Origin of the sequence: Microbacterium sp. NPDC057944, from assembly GCF_042887445.1 — a bacterium.
GTDB lineage: Bacteria > Actinomycetota > Actinomycetes > Actinomycetales > Microbacteriaceae > Microbacterium > Microbacterium natoriense.
In genome coordinates, this window is record NZ_JBHVPJ010000001.1 from 409,820 (window position 1) to 424,393 (window position 14,574).

Sequence of the window (14,574 nt, forward strand, 5' to 3'; positions counted from 1 at the left end):
GCCTGACCGCGCGGTCAGAGCGACAGGTGGAGCCGCATCGCCTCGTCGACCGCACCCAGGAGCTCCGCCGGCACCCAGCCGACCGGCCGCACGATCCGGGCGACCGAGACCGTGCGGATCTGCTCGGCCTGCGCCTTCGAGTCGCGATCGAGTCCCGTCGCGCCGGCGGGGAGGAGCACCTGGAACGGGAACACCTTCTCGGTGCGGGAGGTCAGGGGCACGACGGTCACCGTCGCATTCGAGCCGCGGCTCGCGACGGTGTTGGCCGTGTTGTTGCTCACCACGACGGCGGGGCGAGTCTTTCGCACTTCGGACCCGACTGTCGGGTCGAACGACACAAGGACGATCTGCCCTCGACGCAGCAGAGGGATGGATGCCGCGCTCACGCCGACGCGAGCCCGTCACTGTCGGCGAGGTCCCACTCGGGGTCGTACCCTTCGGCATAGGCCTCGGCGTAGGCGTCCGCGAGGCGGCTCTCACGGAGCAGACGGACGGCATCCTGCACCGCCGCCGATCGCGACGCGTACCGTCCGCTGAGCGCCTCGAGGTCGAGGAACGCCAGATCGCTCTCACTCAGGCTGAGACTGACCTTGCTGTTCATGGCTCCATGCTACTCAGGTGGCAAGGAGCCTGCTACCCGAGTGCCCCACCCGCGACGAGCACGGCTGCGGAGCCCGTTCCCGACACGCCGCTCTACGGCGTCCACTCCTCGGCGCGCCTCGCCCCCGCTCCGAAGCCGTGCCCGCCCCCGGGCCCACTCGACGGGAGGATGGACATGCAGAAGGGCCCCGGATGCGGCATCCGGGGCCCTTCGTGCAGCGTGCGTCAGCGCTTGCCGGCGATCTGACGTCCGACGAGGTCGCGCATGATCTCGTTCGTGCCGCCGTAGATGCGGTGCACCCGGGCATCGGTGAAGGCACGAGCGATCGGGTACTCCATGATGTAGCCGTAGCCGCCGTGCAGCTGGACTCCGGTGTCGAGCACCTCCCACTCGCGCTCGGTCGCCCAGAACTTGACCTTGGCGGCGTCCTCGGCGGTGAGCTTGTTGTCCTTGTAGGCGAGCAGTGCGCGGTCGATGTACGCCCACATCGCGTCGGTCGTCGCCGACATGTCGGCGAGGCGGAAACGCGTGTTCTGGAAGTCGGCGATGCGCTCGCCGAACGCCTCGCGGTCCTTCGTGTAGGCGGTGGTCCAGTCGAAGGCGGCCTGGGCGGCCGCGGCTGCGGCGACGCCGATCGAGAGGCGCTCGAGCGGCAGGTTCAGCATCAGCTGGATGAAGCCCTGACCCTCCTTGCCGCTGATCAGGTTCTCCTCGGGGACGAACACGTCAGTGAAGCTGAGCTCTGCCGTGTCCCAGCCGTGGAAGCCCATCTTGCTGAGCTTCTTGCCCTGGTCGAAGCCCTCCATGCCCTTCTCGACGAGCAGCAGGCTGAACGCGTCGGGCCGGTTGCCCTCGCCCGTCTTGACGAAGGTCACGACGACGTCGGCCGTGGTGCCCGACGAGATGAACGTCTTGGCGCCGTTGAGGATGTAGCCGCCGTCGACCTTCTTGGCGTTGGTCTTGATGCCGCGCAGGTCGGAGCCGGCGCCGGGGTCGGTCATGGCGAGCGCGCCGAGCACCTCACCGGTGGCCATGCGGGGCAGCCACTTCTCCTTCTGCTCCTGCGTGCCCATGTGCACGAGATACGGCACCGCGAGGTCGTCCTGGATGCCGAAGGCGCCGGCGAGCGAGCCGGCGCCGGCCGCGATGACCTCTTCCATGACGATCGTGCGGAAACGGTAGTCCTGCAGCATCCCCGCGCCGCCGAACTCCTCGGGCACGGACAGGCCGATCAAGCCCGCTTCACCCGCGGCCAGCATGGTCGCGCGGTCGATCTCTCCTGCGGCATCCCACCGCTCGATGGCCTCGTTCGTCACGTGGCGCTTGACGAAATCCTTGACGAGGTCGCGGAATGCCTCGTGATCCTCTTCGTAGATGTCGCGTTCCATTGCGTCCTCCTGAGCATGTCGTGCGTCTTTGCTCCGGTGATTCTATGCCGGAAACACGGGGCACGGCAGACCATTGTGAGAATGCATCCCACAATCCGTGAGACTGGGTACCGCGATTGTCGGATGCCGCAACAGGGCATCTCAGTGGGGGTAGTCGGGCGCGGCGGGGAGGCCGAAGAACTCCTCGAGCGTGTGGAATCCGCCCTGGTGATAGGCCGCGGCGAGCTCGACGCCGATGTAGCGCACGTGCCAGGGCTCTGGCTTGTAGCCGCTGATGCCCGTCGCGCCGGCCTCGTACCGCACGATGAACCCGTACTCCCAGGAGTGCTCCGCGACCCACGCCCCCTGGGGCGTTCCGCCGAACGCGTCGATGCCGCCGCACGGCGCACAGGCCACGAGATCGAGGGCGAGCCCCGTCTGGTGCTCGCTGTGCCCGGCTCGGGCGGAAGCTGCGTCAGCGCTCTGCTGCCCCTCGGCGCGCACGTGCGTGGCGTAGGTGCGCACCTGCAGGTCGTACGAGCGGTAGCCGTTGTTGGCGCCGATCTGGCCGACTCCATCGGCGGCCGCGGCAGCCGCGAGCTCCCCCACCGCCTGGGCGACGTCGGTGCGCGCCTGACCCGATCCGGTGGTGATCTGCAGCGGCGCATCGGTCAGCGACGCCGGCGCGAAGTCGATGGGGTTGAGCGGGCGCGCCTTGTTCACCACGACCCACACGTGCGCAGGGTCATCGAGGGAGATGCAGGGCGCGTTGCCTGCGACGACGGCCGCGCGGAACCTCTCCCCTCCGCCGAAGCCCGCGATGATCGCCGCGTCGTCGGCGGTGGCGATGGCGTCGAGAACCGCGGGGTCGGAACACGGATCAGCGGCGGGGATCGCGTCGGTCTCGACCGGCGGCACCTCCTGCACCACGCTCGGCTCGGGCATGGCCTGCGGGGCGGACGCGTCGCCCGACGGCACGGTGGCGATGGAGAGCAGGATGCCGAGCGCCGTCACCGCCAGTCCGACGGGAAGGGCGGGTCCGTGAATCGGGGAGCGCGGCCGTGCATGCTGGGGCTGCCGCGCGGAGTACATGGCTCCATTCTCCCCCATCGCCGTTTCGAACGAATATCCCATCATGGTTGACATGAATATCGTTGTTATGTTCGAATGAATCATGCGCTGGCAGGGTCAGAAACTCGGGGAGACGGATTCTGCCGCTCTGCCGGGGCTCGAAGACCGCAGCAGCGTGCTGCGCACGGTGACCACGCCCGAGTTCGCGGGGATGACCTTCCACGAGGTGCTGTCGCGCTCGGCGCTGAACAAGGTCCCCGGATCGTCGCGGATGCCGTTCGGATGGACGATCAACCCCTACCGCGGATGCAGTCATGCCTGCGTATACTGCTTCGCCCGCGGCACGCACGAGTACCTCGACCTCGACGGAGGAGCCGACTTCGACTCCCAGATCGTGGTGAAGGTCAACGTCGTCGAGATGCTCGAGAAGGAGCTGCGGCGGGGTAGCTGGCAGCACGAGCTCGTCGCGCTCGGCACCAACACCGACCCCTATCAGCGGGCAGAAGGGCGGTACCGCCTGATGCCGGGGATCATTGAGGCGCTCGCGGCATCCGGCACCCCGATGTCGATCCTCACCAAGGGCACGCTGATCCGACGTGACATCCCGCTGCTCGTCAGAGCGGCCGAACACGTGCACGTCGACATCCAGATGTCCATCGCGATGTACGACGACGACCTGCAGAAGGCCATCGAACCGGGTGCGCCGACGACGCAGGCCCGCCTCGACACGGTGAAGGCGCTGACGGATGCCGGATTCCGCGTGACCGTGTTCCTGATGCCGATCATGCCGCACCTGACGGACTCCATCGATGCGCTCGACACGGCGCTGGCCCGGATCAGAGCGGCGGGCGCTGCACGCGTGATATACGGGGCGCTGCACCTCCGGCCCGGCGTGAAGCCGTGGTTCTTCCAGTGGCTCGGCGAGTATCGGCCCGACCTGCTGTCGTCCTATCGCGGCCTGTACCCCGGCGTGTCCGCGGAGGCCCCCAAGGCCTATCGGCAGTGGCTGGCGAAACGGGTGCGCCCCCTGATCCGCATGCATGGACTCGACGGTCGGCACGAAGACGACTATCCCGTCCGCGGCACGCGCCCCGGATTCGCGCCGTCGGCGTCGACCGCGGCATCCGCCCCTGCGCAGCCGATGCTCTTCTGAGCGCGTTCCCTCGACCTCCTCGTCCGGCGGCGACCGCCCTGGCCAATAGGCTCGACCCATGGCAATCGGATCGACGATGCACACCTTCGAGGTGCAGCTCGCAGACATGGACCGCGGCGTCTTCGAGGAGTACGCGTTGCGCGTCGCACGGCATCCGTCGGAGACCGACGCCTACATGCTCACCCGCGTGATCGCGTACGGACTCGAGTACGCGGAGGGCATCGTGTTCGGCGGCACGGTCTCGCAGTCCGATGAGCCCGCTGTTCTCGTGCGTGACCTCACCGGTGCGATCACGGTCTGGATCGAGGTGGGCGCGCCGGATGCCGAGCGCCTCCACTACGGCAGCAGGCTCGCGGAGCGCACCGTCGTCTACACGCACCGCGATCCCGCGAAGGTCATGGTCCCCTGGGCGGACAAGCGGATCCACCGCGCCGAGGACATCCGCGTCTACAGCTTCGACCCCGGGTTCATCGACTCGGCGGTGCCCCTGCTCGAACGCCGCAACATGCTGTCCCTGACGGTGACCGAGCAGACGCTGTACCTCTCGCTCAACGGCACGATGCTGACCACCGGGGTGCACGAGCACGAGCTCGCCTAGCGAACGGCATCCGCTCTCTTCGCCACTCCCTGCCCGGCGCGACCGCCAGGCTGCGCGCTCGGGAGGAGTTCGCACGCTCGGGAGGAGTTCGCACGCTCGGGAGGAGTTCGCACGCTCGGGAGGAGCGATTCGGCGGATCTCTCCTCCCGATCGTGAGATCTCCTCCCGCACGGACGACATGTCCGTGCGGGAGGCGCGCGCCGCGCATACGAAAGTCGAGGCACGCAGACCGAAGGCCCCGCCCCGCGGATGCGGTGACGGGGCCTTCGATGCGGAGGGTCAGGCCGTGAGGTCGGCCGCCGTCGGCACGCGACCGGCGATCTCCTCGATCAGGTCGTCGTCCACGCGGGCGTTCTCGAACGGCGCGTCGATCTCGGCGCGCTGCAGCAGCTCGGTCATCCGCCGCTGACGCTGACGCGTGATGAGCGTGACGACGCGGCCAGAGCGGCCGGCACGGCCGGTGCGGCCGGAGCGGTGCAGGTACGTCTTGTACTCATCGGGAGCATCGGCCTGGACGACCAGGTCGATGTCGTCGACGTGGATGCCGCGGGCGGCGACGTCCGTCGCGACCAGCACGTTCACCCGACCGGAGGTGAGGCGCTCGAGGTTGCGCGTGCGCTTCGCCTGGTTCAGGTCGCCGTGCAGCGAGACCGCGGGGATGCCGGCGTCGTCGAACTGCTCGGCGAGCATGTCGGCGTACGCACGGGTGCGGGCGAACACGAGCGTCTTGCCGGCGCGGTCGACGAGCGACGTGAGGATGTCGGCCTTGTCGCGGTGCTCGATCACGAGCACGCGGTGCTCGATCGTGCTGGACTCCTGGTCTTCACCGGCGACCTCGTAGACGGCCGGGTCGACGAGGAACTCGTCGACGAGAGCCGCGACCTCACGGTCGAGCGTCGCCGAGAAGAGGAGCTTCTGGCTGCCGTCGGCGGTGTGACGCAAGATGCGCTGCACCGGCTCGACGAACCCGAGCTCGCACATGTGATCGGCCTCGTCGAGCACCGCGATGCGGCAGTCCGAGAGGTCGAGCTTGCCCTGGTTGATCAGGTCCTCGATGCGACCGGGGGTGCCGATCACGATGTCGACGCCCTTCTTGAGCGCACCCACCTGGCGTCCCTGCGGCACACCGCCGTAGATCTGCGTGGTGAACAGGCCGACGCTGCGGGCGATCGGCTGGATCGTGCGGTCGATCTGCAGCGCGAGCTCACGCGTCGGAGCGAGGATGATCGCGCGGGGCGACCGACCGAACTCACGGCGCTTGCCGGCCTGCGACTGCAGCACGCGCTCGACGAGCGGGGCGCCGAACGCGATGGTCTTGCCGGAGCCGGTGCGGCCGCGGGCGAGGACGTCGCGGCCCTCGAGGACGGCCGGGATGCTGGCGGCCTGGATCGGGAACGGCGTCGCCGCGCCCATGCCGACGAGGGTCTCGACGATGTTGGAGCCGAGACCGAGGTCGCCGAAGGTCACGCCGTCGACCTCGACCGCAGCGACGGACTTCGCCTCGAGGCGCTCGTGCACGACGTCATCCGTCGGCTCGAACGCGGCCTTGGGCTTCGCGCTCCAGTCGTTGCGGCTCGGACGCTCGTCACGGCTCGGACGCTCATCACGACGCGGACGGTCGGTGCGGTAGGCGCCACCGGTCGAGGGGCGGCTGCGCTCGCCCGGTGCGTCGTAGGAGCGCTGGGTGCGGTCGCGGTCGAACGCACGACGAGCGCGGTCCGCGTCGTAGGAGCGGGCCGGACGCTCGGCGGAGCCGGCGTCGTTGAAACGGGGACGCTCGGCGCCGCCGCGGTCGTCACGGCGCGGACGCTCGTCACGATCGAAACGAGGACGGTCAGCCCCACGATCGTTGACACGCGGACGCTCGGACGAGCGGTCGTCACGGCGCGGACGCTCGTCACGATCGAAACGAGGACGCTCAGCCCCACGGTCGTTGAAACGCGGACGCTCGGACGAGCGGTCGTCGCGGCGCGGACGCTCGTCACGATCGAAACGAGGACGCTCAGCCCCACGTTCGTTGAACCGAGGACGCTCAGCGCCGCCGCGGTCGTCACGACGCGGACGCTCGTCGAATCGGCGGCCGCCGCTCGGACGCTCGTCGCGGTAGGTGCCGGGACCGGTGGGGCGCTGGCCTGCGCGGTCGTTGAAGCGAGGGCGCTCCTCACCGCGGTGGTGGGGAGCCTCACGGCGTCCGGACTCGGCACGGTTGCGGATGCTGCGGGCCTCGTCGCGTCCGGCGCGCTCCTGCGCACCCCAGCGCTGCTTCGGGGCGCCGGACTCGGCCTCGGCGGGGCGGTATCCGCGGTGGCCGGCGCTGCGGCTGCCCGGACGACGGTCGTATCCGCCGGCGGCGGGTGCGCTGCGGCGGTCGCCGGCATCCGCGCGTCCGCCGCGCTCGTCGCGGGCGCCGTCGCGCGCTCCGGCGTGACGGTCGTGGAAGGAGGTCTTCTTGGCGCCGTAGCGCGGCTCGAAGTTGGCGGACGGACGTCCGCCTCGGGGCTTCTTGTTCTTGGGCATGGGTATGTCCTTCTGAGTTCTCGCACGAGAACAGCGCCGCGCACACGCGCGAGCACCCTGCGCCTGAGCGCGGGTCCGGACTGTCAGCGGCCGGGGCCATTCATGTGATGGTTGATTTGCGTCGATCGACGCTCACCATCGGCCCCTGGACTCACACTTCTTGCACAAAAACGTCCGCGCCATGCGCGGGTGTCCGAAGCCGACCGAACGAGTCTACCGGTACAGGCTGAGAGAGTGCCCGACCCGCCCGCTCCAGAACTCCGGAGAACCGTGGCGGAACCGGGGTTCAGGCCGCGCCTGGGCGGGAACCGCGTACATCTCCGGAGTTCCGGCGCCAGGCCACCGCGTGGCGCTGAGGACTGCGCACGGACGGCGGAGAGCCGGAGAACCCGGCAGGGCTCACACGCGCGTCAGCGGAAAATGTGGCGGGGGCGGGAGCTCGACATCGATCGTGTCTCCGGCGGCCACACGCCCGCCCCGGGAGACGATGCCCATCACCCCCGCGAGGCGGATGACACGGCCCTCCTCGTCCGTACGGACCACCTGCTTGAGCAGACCGGACTGGAAGTCGTTGATCTGCTGGCACGGATTGCGCAGCCCCGTGATCGTCACGACCGCGTCGCCGAAACGCAGCCGGGTGCCGACGGGGAGCCCCAGCAGATCGACGTCTCGAGTGGTGACGTTCTCACCCAGATCCCCCGGCGCGACCGTGTAGCCGTTCTCGCTCAGCGCGTCGAGCAGCTCTCCGTGGATCAGATGCACCTGCCGGACGTTCGGCTGCGACGGGTCCGCGGCCACACGCGACCGGTGCTGCACGGTCGCACCGCAGTGCGCATCGCCTTCGACTCCGAGGCCCTCGAGAAGAGTGATCGACTCTCGCGTCGACTTGCTGAAGCCGTGCGCGGCGTTGGAATGGACGGCGACGACACGAGACGGCATCCCCTCATTGTTCCACCTCGAGGGCCCCTCTCCGGAGTTCCGGCGCCACCGAGACCGTACGATTGCGGAGTGAACTCCGCACTCCCCACCGGCACGCAGGTGCAGCTCCAGCTCGCCGACGTCACCGCCCAGATCGCGCAGGTCGGCGCCTCCCTCCGCTCTCTCCGCATCGGAGGGGTCGACGCGGTCGCCCCCTATCCGCTCGACCAGCCGACGCCGTCCTGCTCCGGAGTGGTGCTGACCCCCTGGCCCAACCGCGTGCGCGACGGCCTCTGGAACGACGGCGACGTCTCCCGTCAGCTCGCGATCACCGAGCCCAAGCTCGGCAACGCGAGTCACGGACTCCTCCGGTTCACCTCCTACGTGATCGAGCAGACGGATGCCGCCAGCGCGACCCTCCGCGCGACGATCGTGCCGCAGACCGGCTACCCGTACCTCATCGACACCGCTGTCGCATACGCGCTGCAGGCCGACGGCATCCGGGTCACGCACACGCTGACGAACCGCTCGTCCGAGGCGGCGCCCGTCGCACTCGGCACCCACCCGTTCGTCACGATCGGCGACGTCGACCCGCACGACCTGGTGCTGAGGATCCCCGCGTCCACCGCCTTCGACACCGATGAGCGGATGCTGCCCACCGGCACCCGGCCGGCGGATCCGGCCCTGAGCGACGGGGTCCGCCTGGGCGATGTCGCGCTCGACACCGGCTTCACAGACCTCGCGCGCGATGCAGACGGGCTCGTCCGCCACTCGCTCACCGCAGCGGACGGACGCCGCGTCACGCTCTGGCAGGGCGCGGGCTTCGACTACGTGCAGGTCTACACGACGCCGGGCTACCCCGGTCAGTCGCTCGCGGTCGCGATCGAGCCGATGACCGCGCCCGCCGATGCGCTCAACAGCGGTCTCGGCATCCGCCGACTCGCGCCCGGCGAGACCTGGACGCTCGAGTGGGGCATCACGCTCGGCTGAGTCTCCGTCGGCGTGCGCGGGAGCACCCGTTCACAACTCCTCACAGAACGTGCGAGAGGGGCCCGGATCCTGAGGATCCGGGCCCCTCTTGTCATTTCATGAGGAGTTGTGAACGCGACGCGGAGATCACTCCCCGCGTTCGCGCAGCTCCCGCCGCGTCAGCTGCGGTGCGTGCGGCAGTCCGTCGGAGGTCGCGGTGGCGGTCGCACCAGCGGATGCCGCGTCGGACTCCCCGCCGATGCCGGCCGCCGCGGGCGTCCCGCCGACTCCGGCCGTCACCAGCTCCCGGTCGCCGCCGGCCGCGTCGGCATCCGGGCCCGCCTTGCGCGCCCTGCGACGCTCCTTCGCACCCTCGACGAGGTTGTACAGCGTCGGGAGCACGATGAGCGTCAGCACGGTCGACGAGACGAGTCCGCCGATCACGACGATCGCGAGCGGCTGCGAGATGAAGCCGCCGTGCCCGGTGATGCCGAGCGCCATCGGGATCAGCGCGAAGATCGTCGCCAGCGCCGTCATGAGGATCGGGCGCAGACGCTTCTCGCCACCGGCCATCACCGCCTCCGCGGTCGACAGCCCCTTCTCCCGATACTGGTTGACCAGGTCGATGAGCACGATCGCGTTCGTCACCACGATGCCGATGAGCATCAGCACGCCGATCAGGGAGGCCACGCCGAGCGGCACCCCGGTGACGATCTGCAGCAGGATCGCACCGGTCGCCGCGAACGGCACCGACACGAGCAGCAGCAGAGGCTGACGCAGCGACTTGAACGTCGCCACCATCACCACGTACACGATGAGGATGGCCGCGAGCATCGCGAGGCCCAGCTGCGAGAACGAGTCGGCCTGCTGCGTCGCGACGCCGCCGACCTCTGCCGCTGCGCCGTCGGGCAGGTCAACCGCGGCGAGCGCGGCCGAGACCGAGGCGGTCGCGACGGCGAGGTTGTCGGATGCCGGGGGCACCGTCACGGTGGCGGTGCGCTTGCCCTTCTCGGTCGTGATCGAGGTGGGGCCGTTGCGCTCCTCGACGGTCGCGATGTCCTGCAGCTGCACGATGCCGGCCGGGGTCGGGATCGCGAGCTCCTTCAGGGCCTGCGCCGTCGTGGGCGGCTCGGGCGCCGCGATGTACACGGTCAGCGCGGTGTCGTCGATCTCGACGGATCCGGCCTGCTGCGGACGCATGGTGTTCGACACGATGGTGCCGACGGCGACCTCGGAGAGACCGCGCTCGGCCGCTGCCTGACGGTCGACGACCACGGCCAGGTACGGCAGGGCGGCGGCGAGGTTGTCGGTCACCTGTCCGACGCCGTCGCGTCCCTTGATCTCGTCGACGACCGCGGCGGTCGCCTTCTCGAGGTCGGCGGAGTTCGACGCGGTGACGGAGACCTCGATGTCACTCGACCCGAGACCGGCGGATGCCGCGACGGCGACGTCTCCGACGTCCTTCAGACCGTCGATCGACTTCTGCACCTCGGCGCGCAGCTTCTCCTGATCGGCGTCGCTGTCGGTGAGCACCGAGAACGTCACTCCGGCACCGCCGGAGAACGCGTCGCGCAGCGCCGATCCGCTGGAGCCGATCGAGGCCTGCACGTGGGTGATGCCGTCGATGTCGAGGAGAGCCTTCTCGACCTTCATCGCGGCATCCGACTTCGTCTCGAGGCTCGCGGTCGGGCCGAGATCCTGCGTGACCGTCATCGTGTTCTGGCCGGAGTCGCTGAGGAAGTTGACCTTCATCAGCGGGGCCGCGGCGAGCGTGGCGCCGAGGACGACCACCGCGATGATCACGGTGATGCCGGAGTGCTTGAGCGTCCAGCCGAGGATCGGCCGGTACGCGCGCTGCAGCCGCGTCGGAGGAGCGTCCGGGTGCTCGGGGTCGATCTGCACGCCCTGCTCGTCGAGCAGCGGCTTGCCCGGCCGGAGGAACCAGTAGGCCAGAACGGGCACGATCGTGAGGGCGACGAGCAGCGATGCGACCATCGCGATCGTCACCGTCATGGCGAAGGGTCGGAACAGCTCGCCGACCATGTCGCCCACGAAGACGATCGGCAGGAACACCGCGACGGTCGTGATGGTGGATGCCGTGACGGCCGCAGCGACCTCGCGCACGGCGAGGCGGATGGCATCGCCCTTGTCGGCGTCTCCGACGTAGTGGCGCTTGATGTTCTCGATCACGACGATCGAGTCGTCGACCACGCGCCCGATCGCGATGGTGAGCGCGCCGAGGGTGAGGATGTTGAGCGAGTAGCCGAACGCCTGCAGCCCGATGAACGTGATCAGCACGCTGGTCGGGATCGAGATCGCGGTGACGAGCGTCGACCGGATCGACAGAAGGAACACGAGGATGATGATCACGGCCATGACGAGGCCGAGGAGTCCCTCGGTGGCGAGGGTGTCGATCGACTGCACGATGAACGGCGCCTGATCGAACACGATCGTGAACTTCGCGTCGGGGAACGCCTCCTTGATGTCGTCGAGGGCGGCGATCACGCCGTGCGAGACCTCGACGGTGTTGGCGGCGGGCAGCTTCGTGATCGAGATGGAGAGCGCGTCCTTGCCGTCCACGCGCGAGAACGAGGAGACGGGGTCGTTCTCCTGCACGACGGTGGCGACCTCGCCGATGGTCGTGTCGGTGCCCACGAGCGGAAGTGCGGCGATCTCGTCGACGGACGTGATCTTCGCACCGGTCTGCACGGTGAGGGTCTGGCCGTTCTCGGTGATGTCGCCACCGGGGAAGAGCGTGCCGTTCTGCTGCAGGGCGGAGCTGATCGCCTGGGTGCTCTCGCCCGCCGCGGCGAGCTTGAGGAGGTCGGGGGTGATCGTGATCCGCTGTCCGACGCCGCCGACGATCTGCGCGGCATTGACGCCCTTGACGTCTTCGAGCTTCGGGATCGCGACGCTCTGCAGCTCGGCCTGGGCGTTGTCGGCATCCGCGAATCCGGTCACGGCGACCTGGATCACCGGGAAGTCGTCGATCGACACCGACAGCACCTGCGGGGTGACGTCGTCGGGCAGCGTGGAGGAGATGCGGTTGATCGCCTGCTGGATCTTCTGCTCCGCGGTCGCCAGGTTTGTGCCGTAGGTGAACGTCGCCTGCACGATCGAGGCGTTCGTCGTGCTGGTCGCGGTCGTGCCCTCGAGCCCCGGGACTCCCTGGATGGCCGACTCGATCGGAGTGGACACGTCGTTCTCGACGACCTCGGGCGATGCACCGGGGTACGTGGTCATGACCATGAGGTTGGGAAGCTCGAGAGAGGGGATGAGCTCCTGTTTGAGGTTCGTCAGCGCGAGGCCGCCGAACACCGCGGCGACGATCGTGATCAGCGCGATGAGCGCGCGGTTCTTCAGGCTCAGGACGGCGAGTTTCGACAAGGCGGTTCTCTCGGTTAGGCAGATGCTGCGGCTGGTGTCAGGATTCCGGCGAGGGCGTCGCGGATGAGGCCCTCGCCGAGCGGTTCGTCGTGGATCTGGGCGTGCCAGAGTACGCCGTCGATGAAGACGGCTGCTGCCCTGGCTCGGTCCGGACCGTGAACGGGTGCGATGAATCCGACCACCTCGTCGGACCAGTGCCGTGCGAGTTCGCGCACGCGGGGATCGTGGACGGCCGCGGTGACCACCGCGCGGTCGGCCTGCACGGCGCGCGCGTCTTCGAGCCCCTGATGGATCAGGTGCGCGAGACCGGCGGGGGTGACGCCGTCGGCGACGACGGCCTCGCGCGTGATCTCGATGCGCTCCTCGACCTCGGCGACGAGCGCGCCGAGGGCCGCATCGCGCAGGTCGTCGAGCGTGGCGAAGTACTGGGTCGTGGCGCCGAGCGGCACTCCGGCGCGCGCGGCGACCTTGCGGTGCGTGACCGCGTCGACCCCGATCTCGACGATGAGCTCGGCGGCGGCGGTCACGATCTCGCGACGGCGCGCCTCAGGGTCGCGTCTGCGGCGCGTTCCCTCGGTCATCCGAACCCCCTGTACGTGCGTACATGTACGTTTGTACAGTTTCGGATTGTGAGGACCCTGGGAGCCCCGGCATCCGTGGCCGCTCCCGCCCACCGGGCACGGCTTCGGAGGTCGCCCAGGACACGCCGCGGCGAGGCGTCTCGCCCCCGGCGTGGCCGCTCCCCGCTCCGAAACTGTGCCCGGCGAACAGCCGCCCCGGCGAACAGGCGAATGGTGGCCGCGGGCTACGCCACCTGGCCTCGTTCGAAGTAGGCGACGAGGTCGGGATCGAGCGCGGGGACCTCGATGGCCGAGCCGTCACCGCGGAGGGACTGCGTGGCGAGGATGCCGGCGGCCACGGCCTCACGGGCCGCGACCGGTGACGTCTCGGTGAGCCCGCCGTCGCGCACGAACCGCAGGAACTCGGCCACGAGCAGCGCGTCGGCGCCGTCGTGTCCGGCGTCCGGCACCTCGGGGACGATGAACGTCTCGTCGGCGTCCGCGGCGCCGCGGTGGCGTCGGTTCCACAGCCTGACCTCGCTGCCCGCGGTGTCGCCGAAGTTCTCGATGCGCCCCTCGGTGCCGATCACCGTGTAGTTGCGCCAGTAGTCAGGCGTGAAGTGGCACTGCTGGTACGAGGCCATGATGCCGCCGGTGAGCCGCATGTTGACCATCGAGATGTCCTCGACGTCGACCACGGGGTGCAGCCCGGTGAGCGAGGCGGGGGGCCAGTTGTCGAGGCTGAACCAGTCCGGCATCCGCTCCCCCGTGCGCTCCCGGCGGTCTGCGATGTCGCCGTACACGCTGAGCTCGCCCATCGCCGCGACCCGCTCGGTGTAGGCGCCGGCGAGCCAGTGGATGATGTCGATGTCGTGCGCGCCCTTCTGCAGGAGGAGCCCGGTGGTGCGCCGACGGTCGGCGTGCCAGTCCTTGAAGTAGTAGTCGCCGCCGTGCCCGACGAAGTGACGCACCCACACGGCCTTGACGTCGCCGATCCGCCCGTCCTGGATGAGGCCGCGCATGAGCGTGATCACGGGCATGTGCCGCATGTTGTGGCCGATGTAGAGGCGGCTGCCGGTGCGGCGGGCGGTCTCCAGCATGGCGTCGGCGTCGGCGAGGTCGATCGCGAGCGGCTTCTCGCAGAACACCGCGACGCCGGCTTCGAGCGCGCGGATGCTGAGCGCCGCATGCGTGTCGTCGGGGGTCAGCACCATCACGGCGTCCACGCCCGAGGCGAGGAGCTCGTCGAGGGAGTCGGTCACGAGAGCGTCGGGGACGAGGCGGCGGGCGTCGGCGCGGGCGCGCTCCGACGGGTCGCAGATCGCGGTGATGCGCGAGCCCTCGTCGGGCCGCTGCACCTCCTCGCGGAGTGTGGCGCGCGCGCCGAAGCCGATGATGCCGATCTTGAGATCCACAGTGGTCCTTCTGAGAGT

12 protein-coding genes are annotated in these 14,574 nt (G+C 69.5%); 3 read left to right on the forward strand and 9 right to left on the reverse strand.

Annotated elements, in window-relative coordinates:
* Positions 1 to 14: 14 nt before the first annotated feature.
* The 4 genes from ACFVRO_RS01830 to ACFVRO_RS01845 form a co-directional block, all read right to left on the reverse strand.
* On the reverse strand, positions 15 to 386 hold the full coding sequence (locus ACFVRO_RS01830; RefSeq protein ID WP_386948618.1) for a type II toxin-antitoxin system PemK/MazF family toxin: 372 nt from the start codon (positions 384 to 386) through the stop codon (positions 15 to 17).
* On the reverse strand, positions 383 to 601 hold the full coding sequence (locus tag ACFVRO_RS01835; protein WP_105673794.1) for a ribbon-helix-helix domain-containing protein: 219 nt from the start codon (positions 599 to 601) through the stop codon (positions 383 to 385). The genes ACFVRO_RS01830 and ACFVRO_RS01835 overlap by 4 nt, the downstream gene beginning before the upstream one ends.
* Before the next feature lie 224 nt (positions 602 to 825).
* Positions 826 to 1,989, reverse strand: coding sequence for an acyl-CoA dehydrogenase family protein (locus ACFVRO_RS01840; RefSeq protein WP_105676731.1), 1,164 nt, complete (start codon positions 1,987 to 1,989; stop codon positions 826 to 828).
* A 141-nt stretch (positions 1,990 to 2,130) separates the two neighbouring features.
* Positions 2,131 to 3,060, reverse strand: coding sequence for a M15 family metallopeptidase (locus tag ACFVRO_RS01845; protein WP_386948621.1), 930 nt, complete (start codon positions 3,058 to 3,060; stop codon positions 2,131 to 2,133).
* An 82-nt stretch (positions 3,061 to 3,142) separates the two neighbouring features.
* Here ACFVRO_RS01845 and ACFVRO_RS01850 point away from each other — a divergent pair, with 82 nt between their 5' ends.
* Complete coding sequence (locus tag ACFVRO_RS01850; protein WP_386948624.1) at positions 3,143 to 4,192, forward strand: Rv2578c family radical SAM protein; 1,050 nt, start codon at positions 3,143 to 3,145, stop codon at positions 4,190 to 4,192.
* A 58-nt stretch (positions 4,193 to 4,250) separates the two neighbouring features.
* The gene (locus ACFVRO_RS01855) at positions 4,251 to 4,790 is read left to right on the forward strand and encodes a YaeQ family protein (protein ID WP_386948626.1); all 540 of its coding nucleotides are present in this window, start codon (positions 4,251 to 4,253) and stop codon (positions 4,788 to 4,790) included.
* A gap of 279 nt (positions 4,791 to 5,069) precedes the next feature.
* Here the strand turns inward: ACFVRO_RS01855 and ACFVRO_RS01860 are convergent, their stop codons facing one another.
* Both ACFVRO_RS01860 and ACFVRO_RS01865 read right to left on the reverse strand, forming a co-directional pair.
* Complete coding sequence (locus tag ACFVRO_RS01860; protein ID WP_386948629.1) at positions 5,070 to 7,307, reverse strand: DEAD/DEAH box helicase; 2,238 nt, start codon at positions 7,305 to 7,307, stop codon at positions 5,070 to 5,072.
* Between the two features lie 399 nt (positions 7,308 to 7,706).
* Positions 7,707 to 8,246, reverse strand: coding sequence for an MOSC domain-containing protein (locus ACFVRO_RS01865; RefSeq protein ID WP_386948632.1), 540 nt, complete (start codon positions 8,244 to 8,246; stop codon positions 7,707 to 7,709).
* Between the two features lie 69 nt (positions 8,247 to 8,315).
* Here ACFVRO_RS01865 and ACFVRO_RS01870 point away from each other — a divergent pair, with 69 nt between their 5' ends.
* Positions 8,316 to 9,215 (forward strand): aldose 1-epimerase family protein, encoded by a 900-nt coding sequence (locus ACFVRO_RS01870; RefSeq protein WP_386948635.1) that lies wholly within the window; start codon positions 8,316 to 8,318, stop codon positions 9,213 to 9,215.
* 126 nt (positions 9,216 to 9,341) lie between these two features.
* On the opposite strand, the gene ACFVRO_RS01875 is transcribed toward ACFVRO_RS01870, so the two are convergent.
* The 3 genes from ACFVRO_RS01875 to ACFVRO_RS01885 all read right to left on the reverse strand — a co-directional run bounded on the left by ACFVRO_RS01875 (position 9,342) and on the right by ACFVRO_RS01885 (position 14,556).
* Positions 9,342 to 12,581 (reverse strand): efflux RND transporter permease subunit, encoded by a 3,240-nt coding sequence (locus ACFVRO_RS01875; protein WP_386948638.1) that lies wholly within the window; start codon positions 12,579 to 12,581, stop codon positions 9,342 to 9,344.
* Between the two features lie 14 nt (positions 12,582 to 12,595).
* Positions 12,596 to 13,162 (reverse strand): TetR/AcrR family transcriptional regulator, encoded by a 567-nt coding sequence (locus ACFVRO_RS01880; RefSeq protein WP_386948641.1) that lies wholly within the window; start codon positions 13,160 to 13,162, stop codon positions 12,596 to 12,598.
* 224 nt (positions 13,163 to 13,386) lie between these two features.
* Positions 13,387 to 14,556, reverse strand: a complete 1,170-nt coding sequence (locus ACFVRO_RS01885; protein ID WP_386948643.1) for a Gfo/Idh/MocA family protein — start codon at positions 14,554 to 14,556, stop codon at positions 13,387 to 13,389.
* Positions 14,557 to 14,574 lie beyond the last annotated feature (18 nt).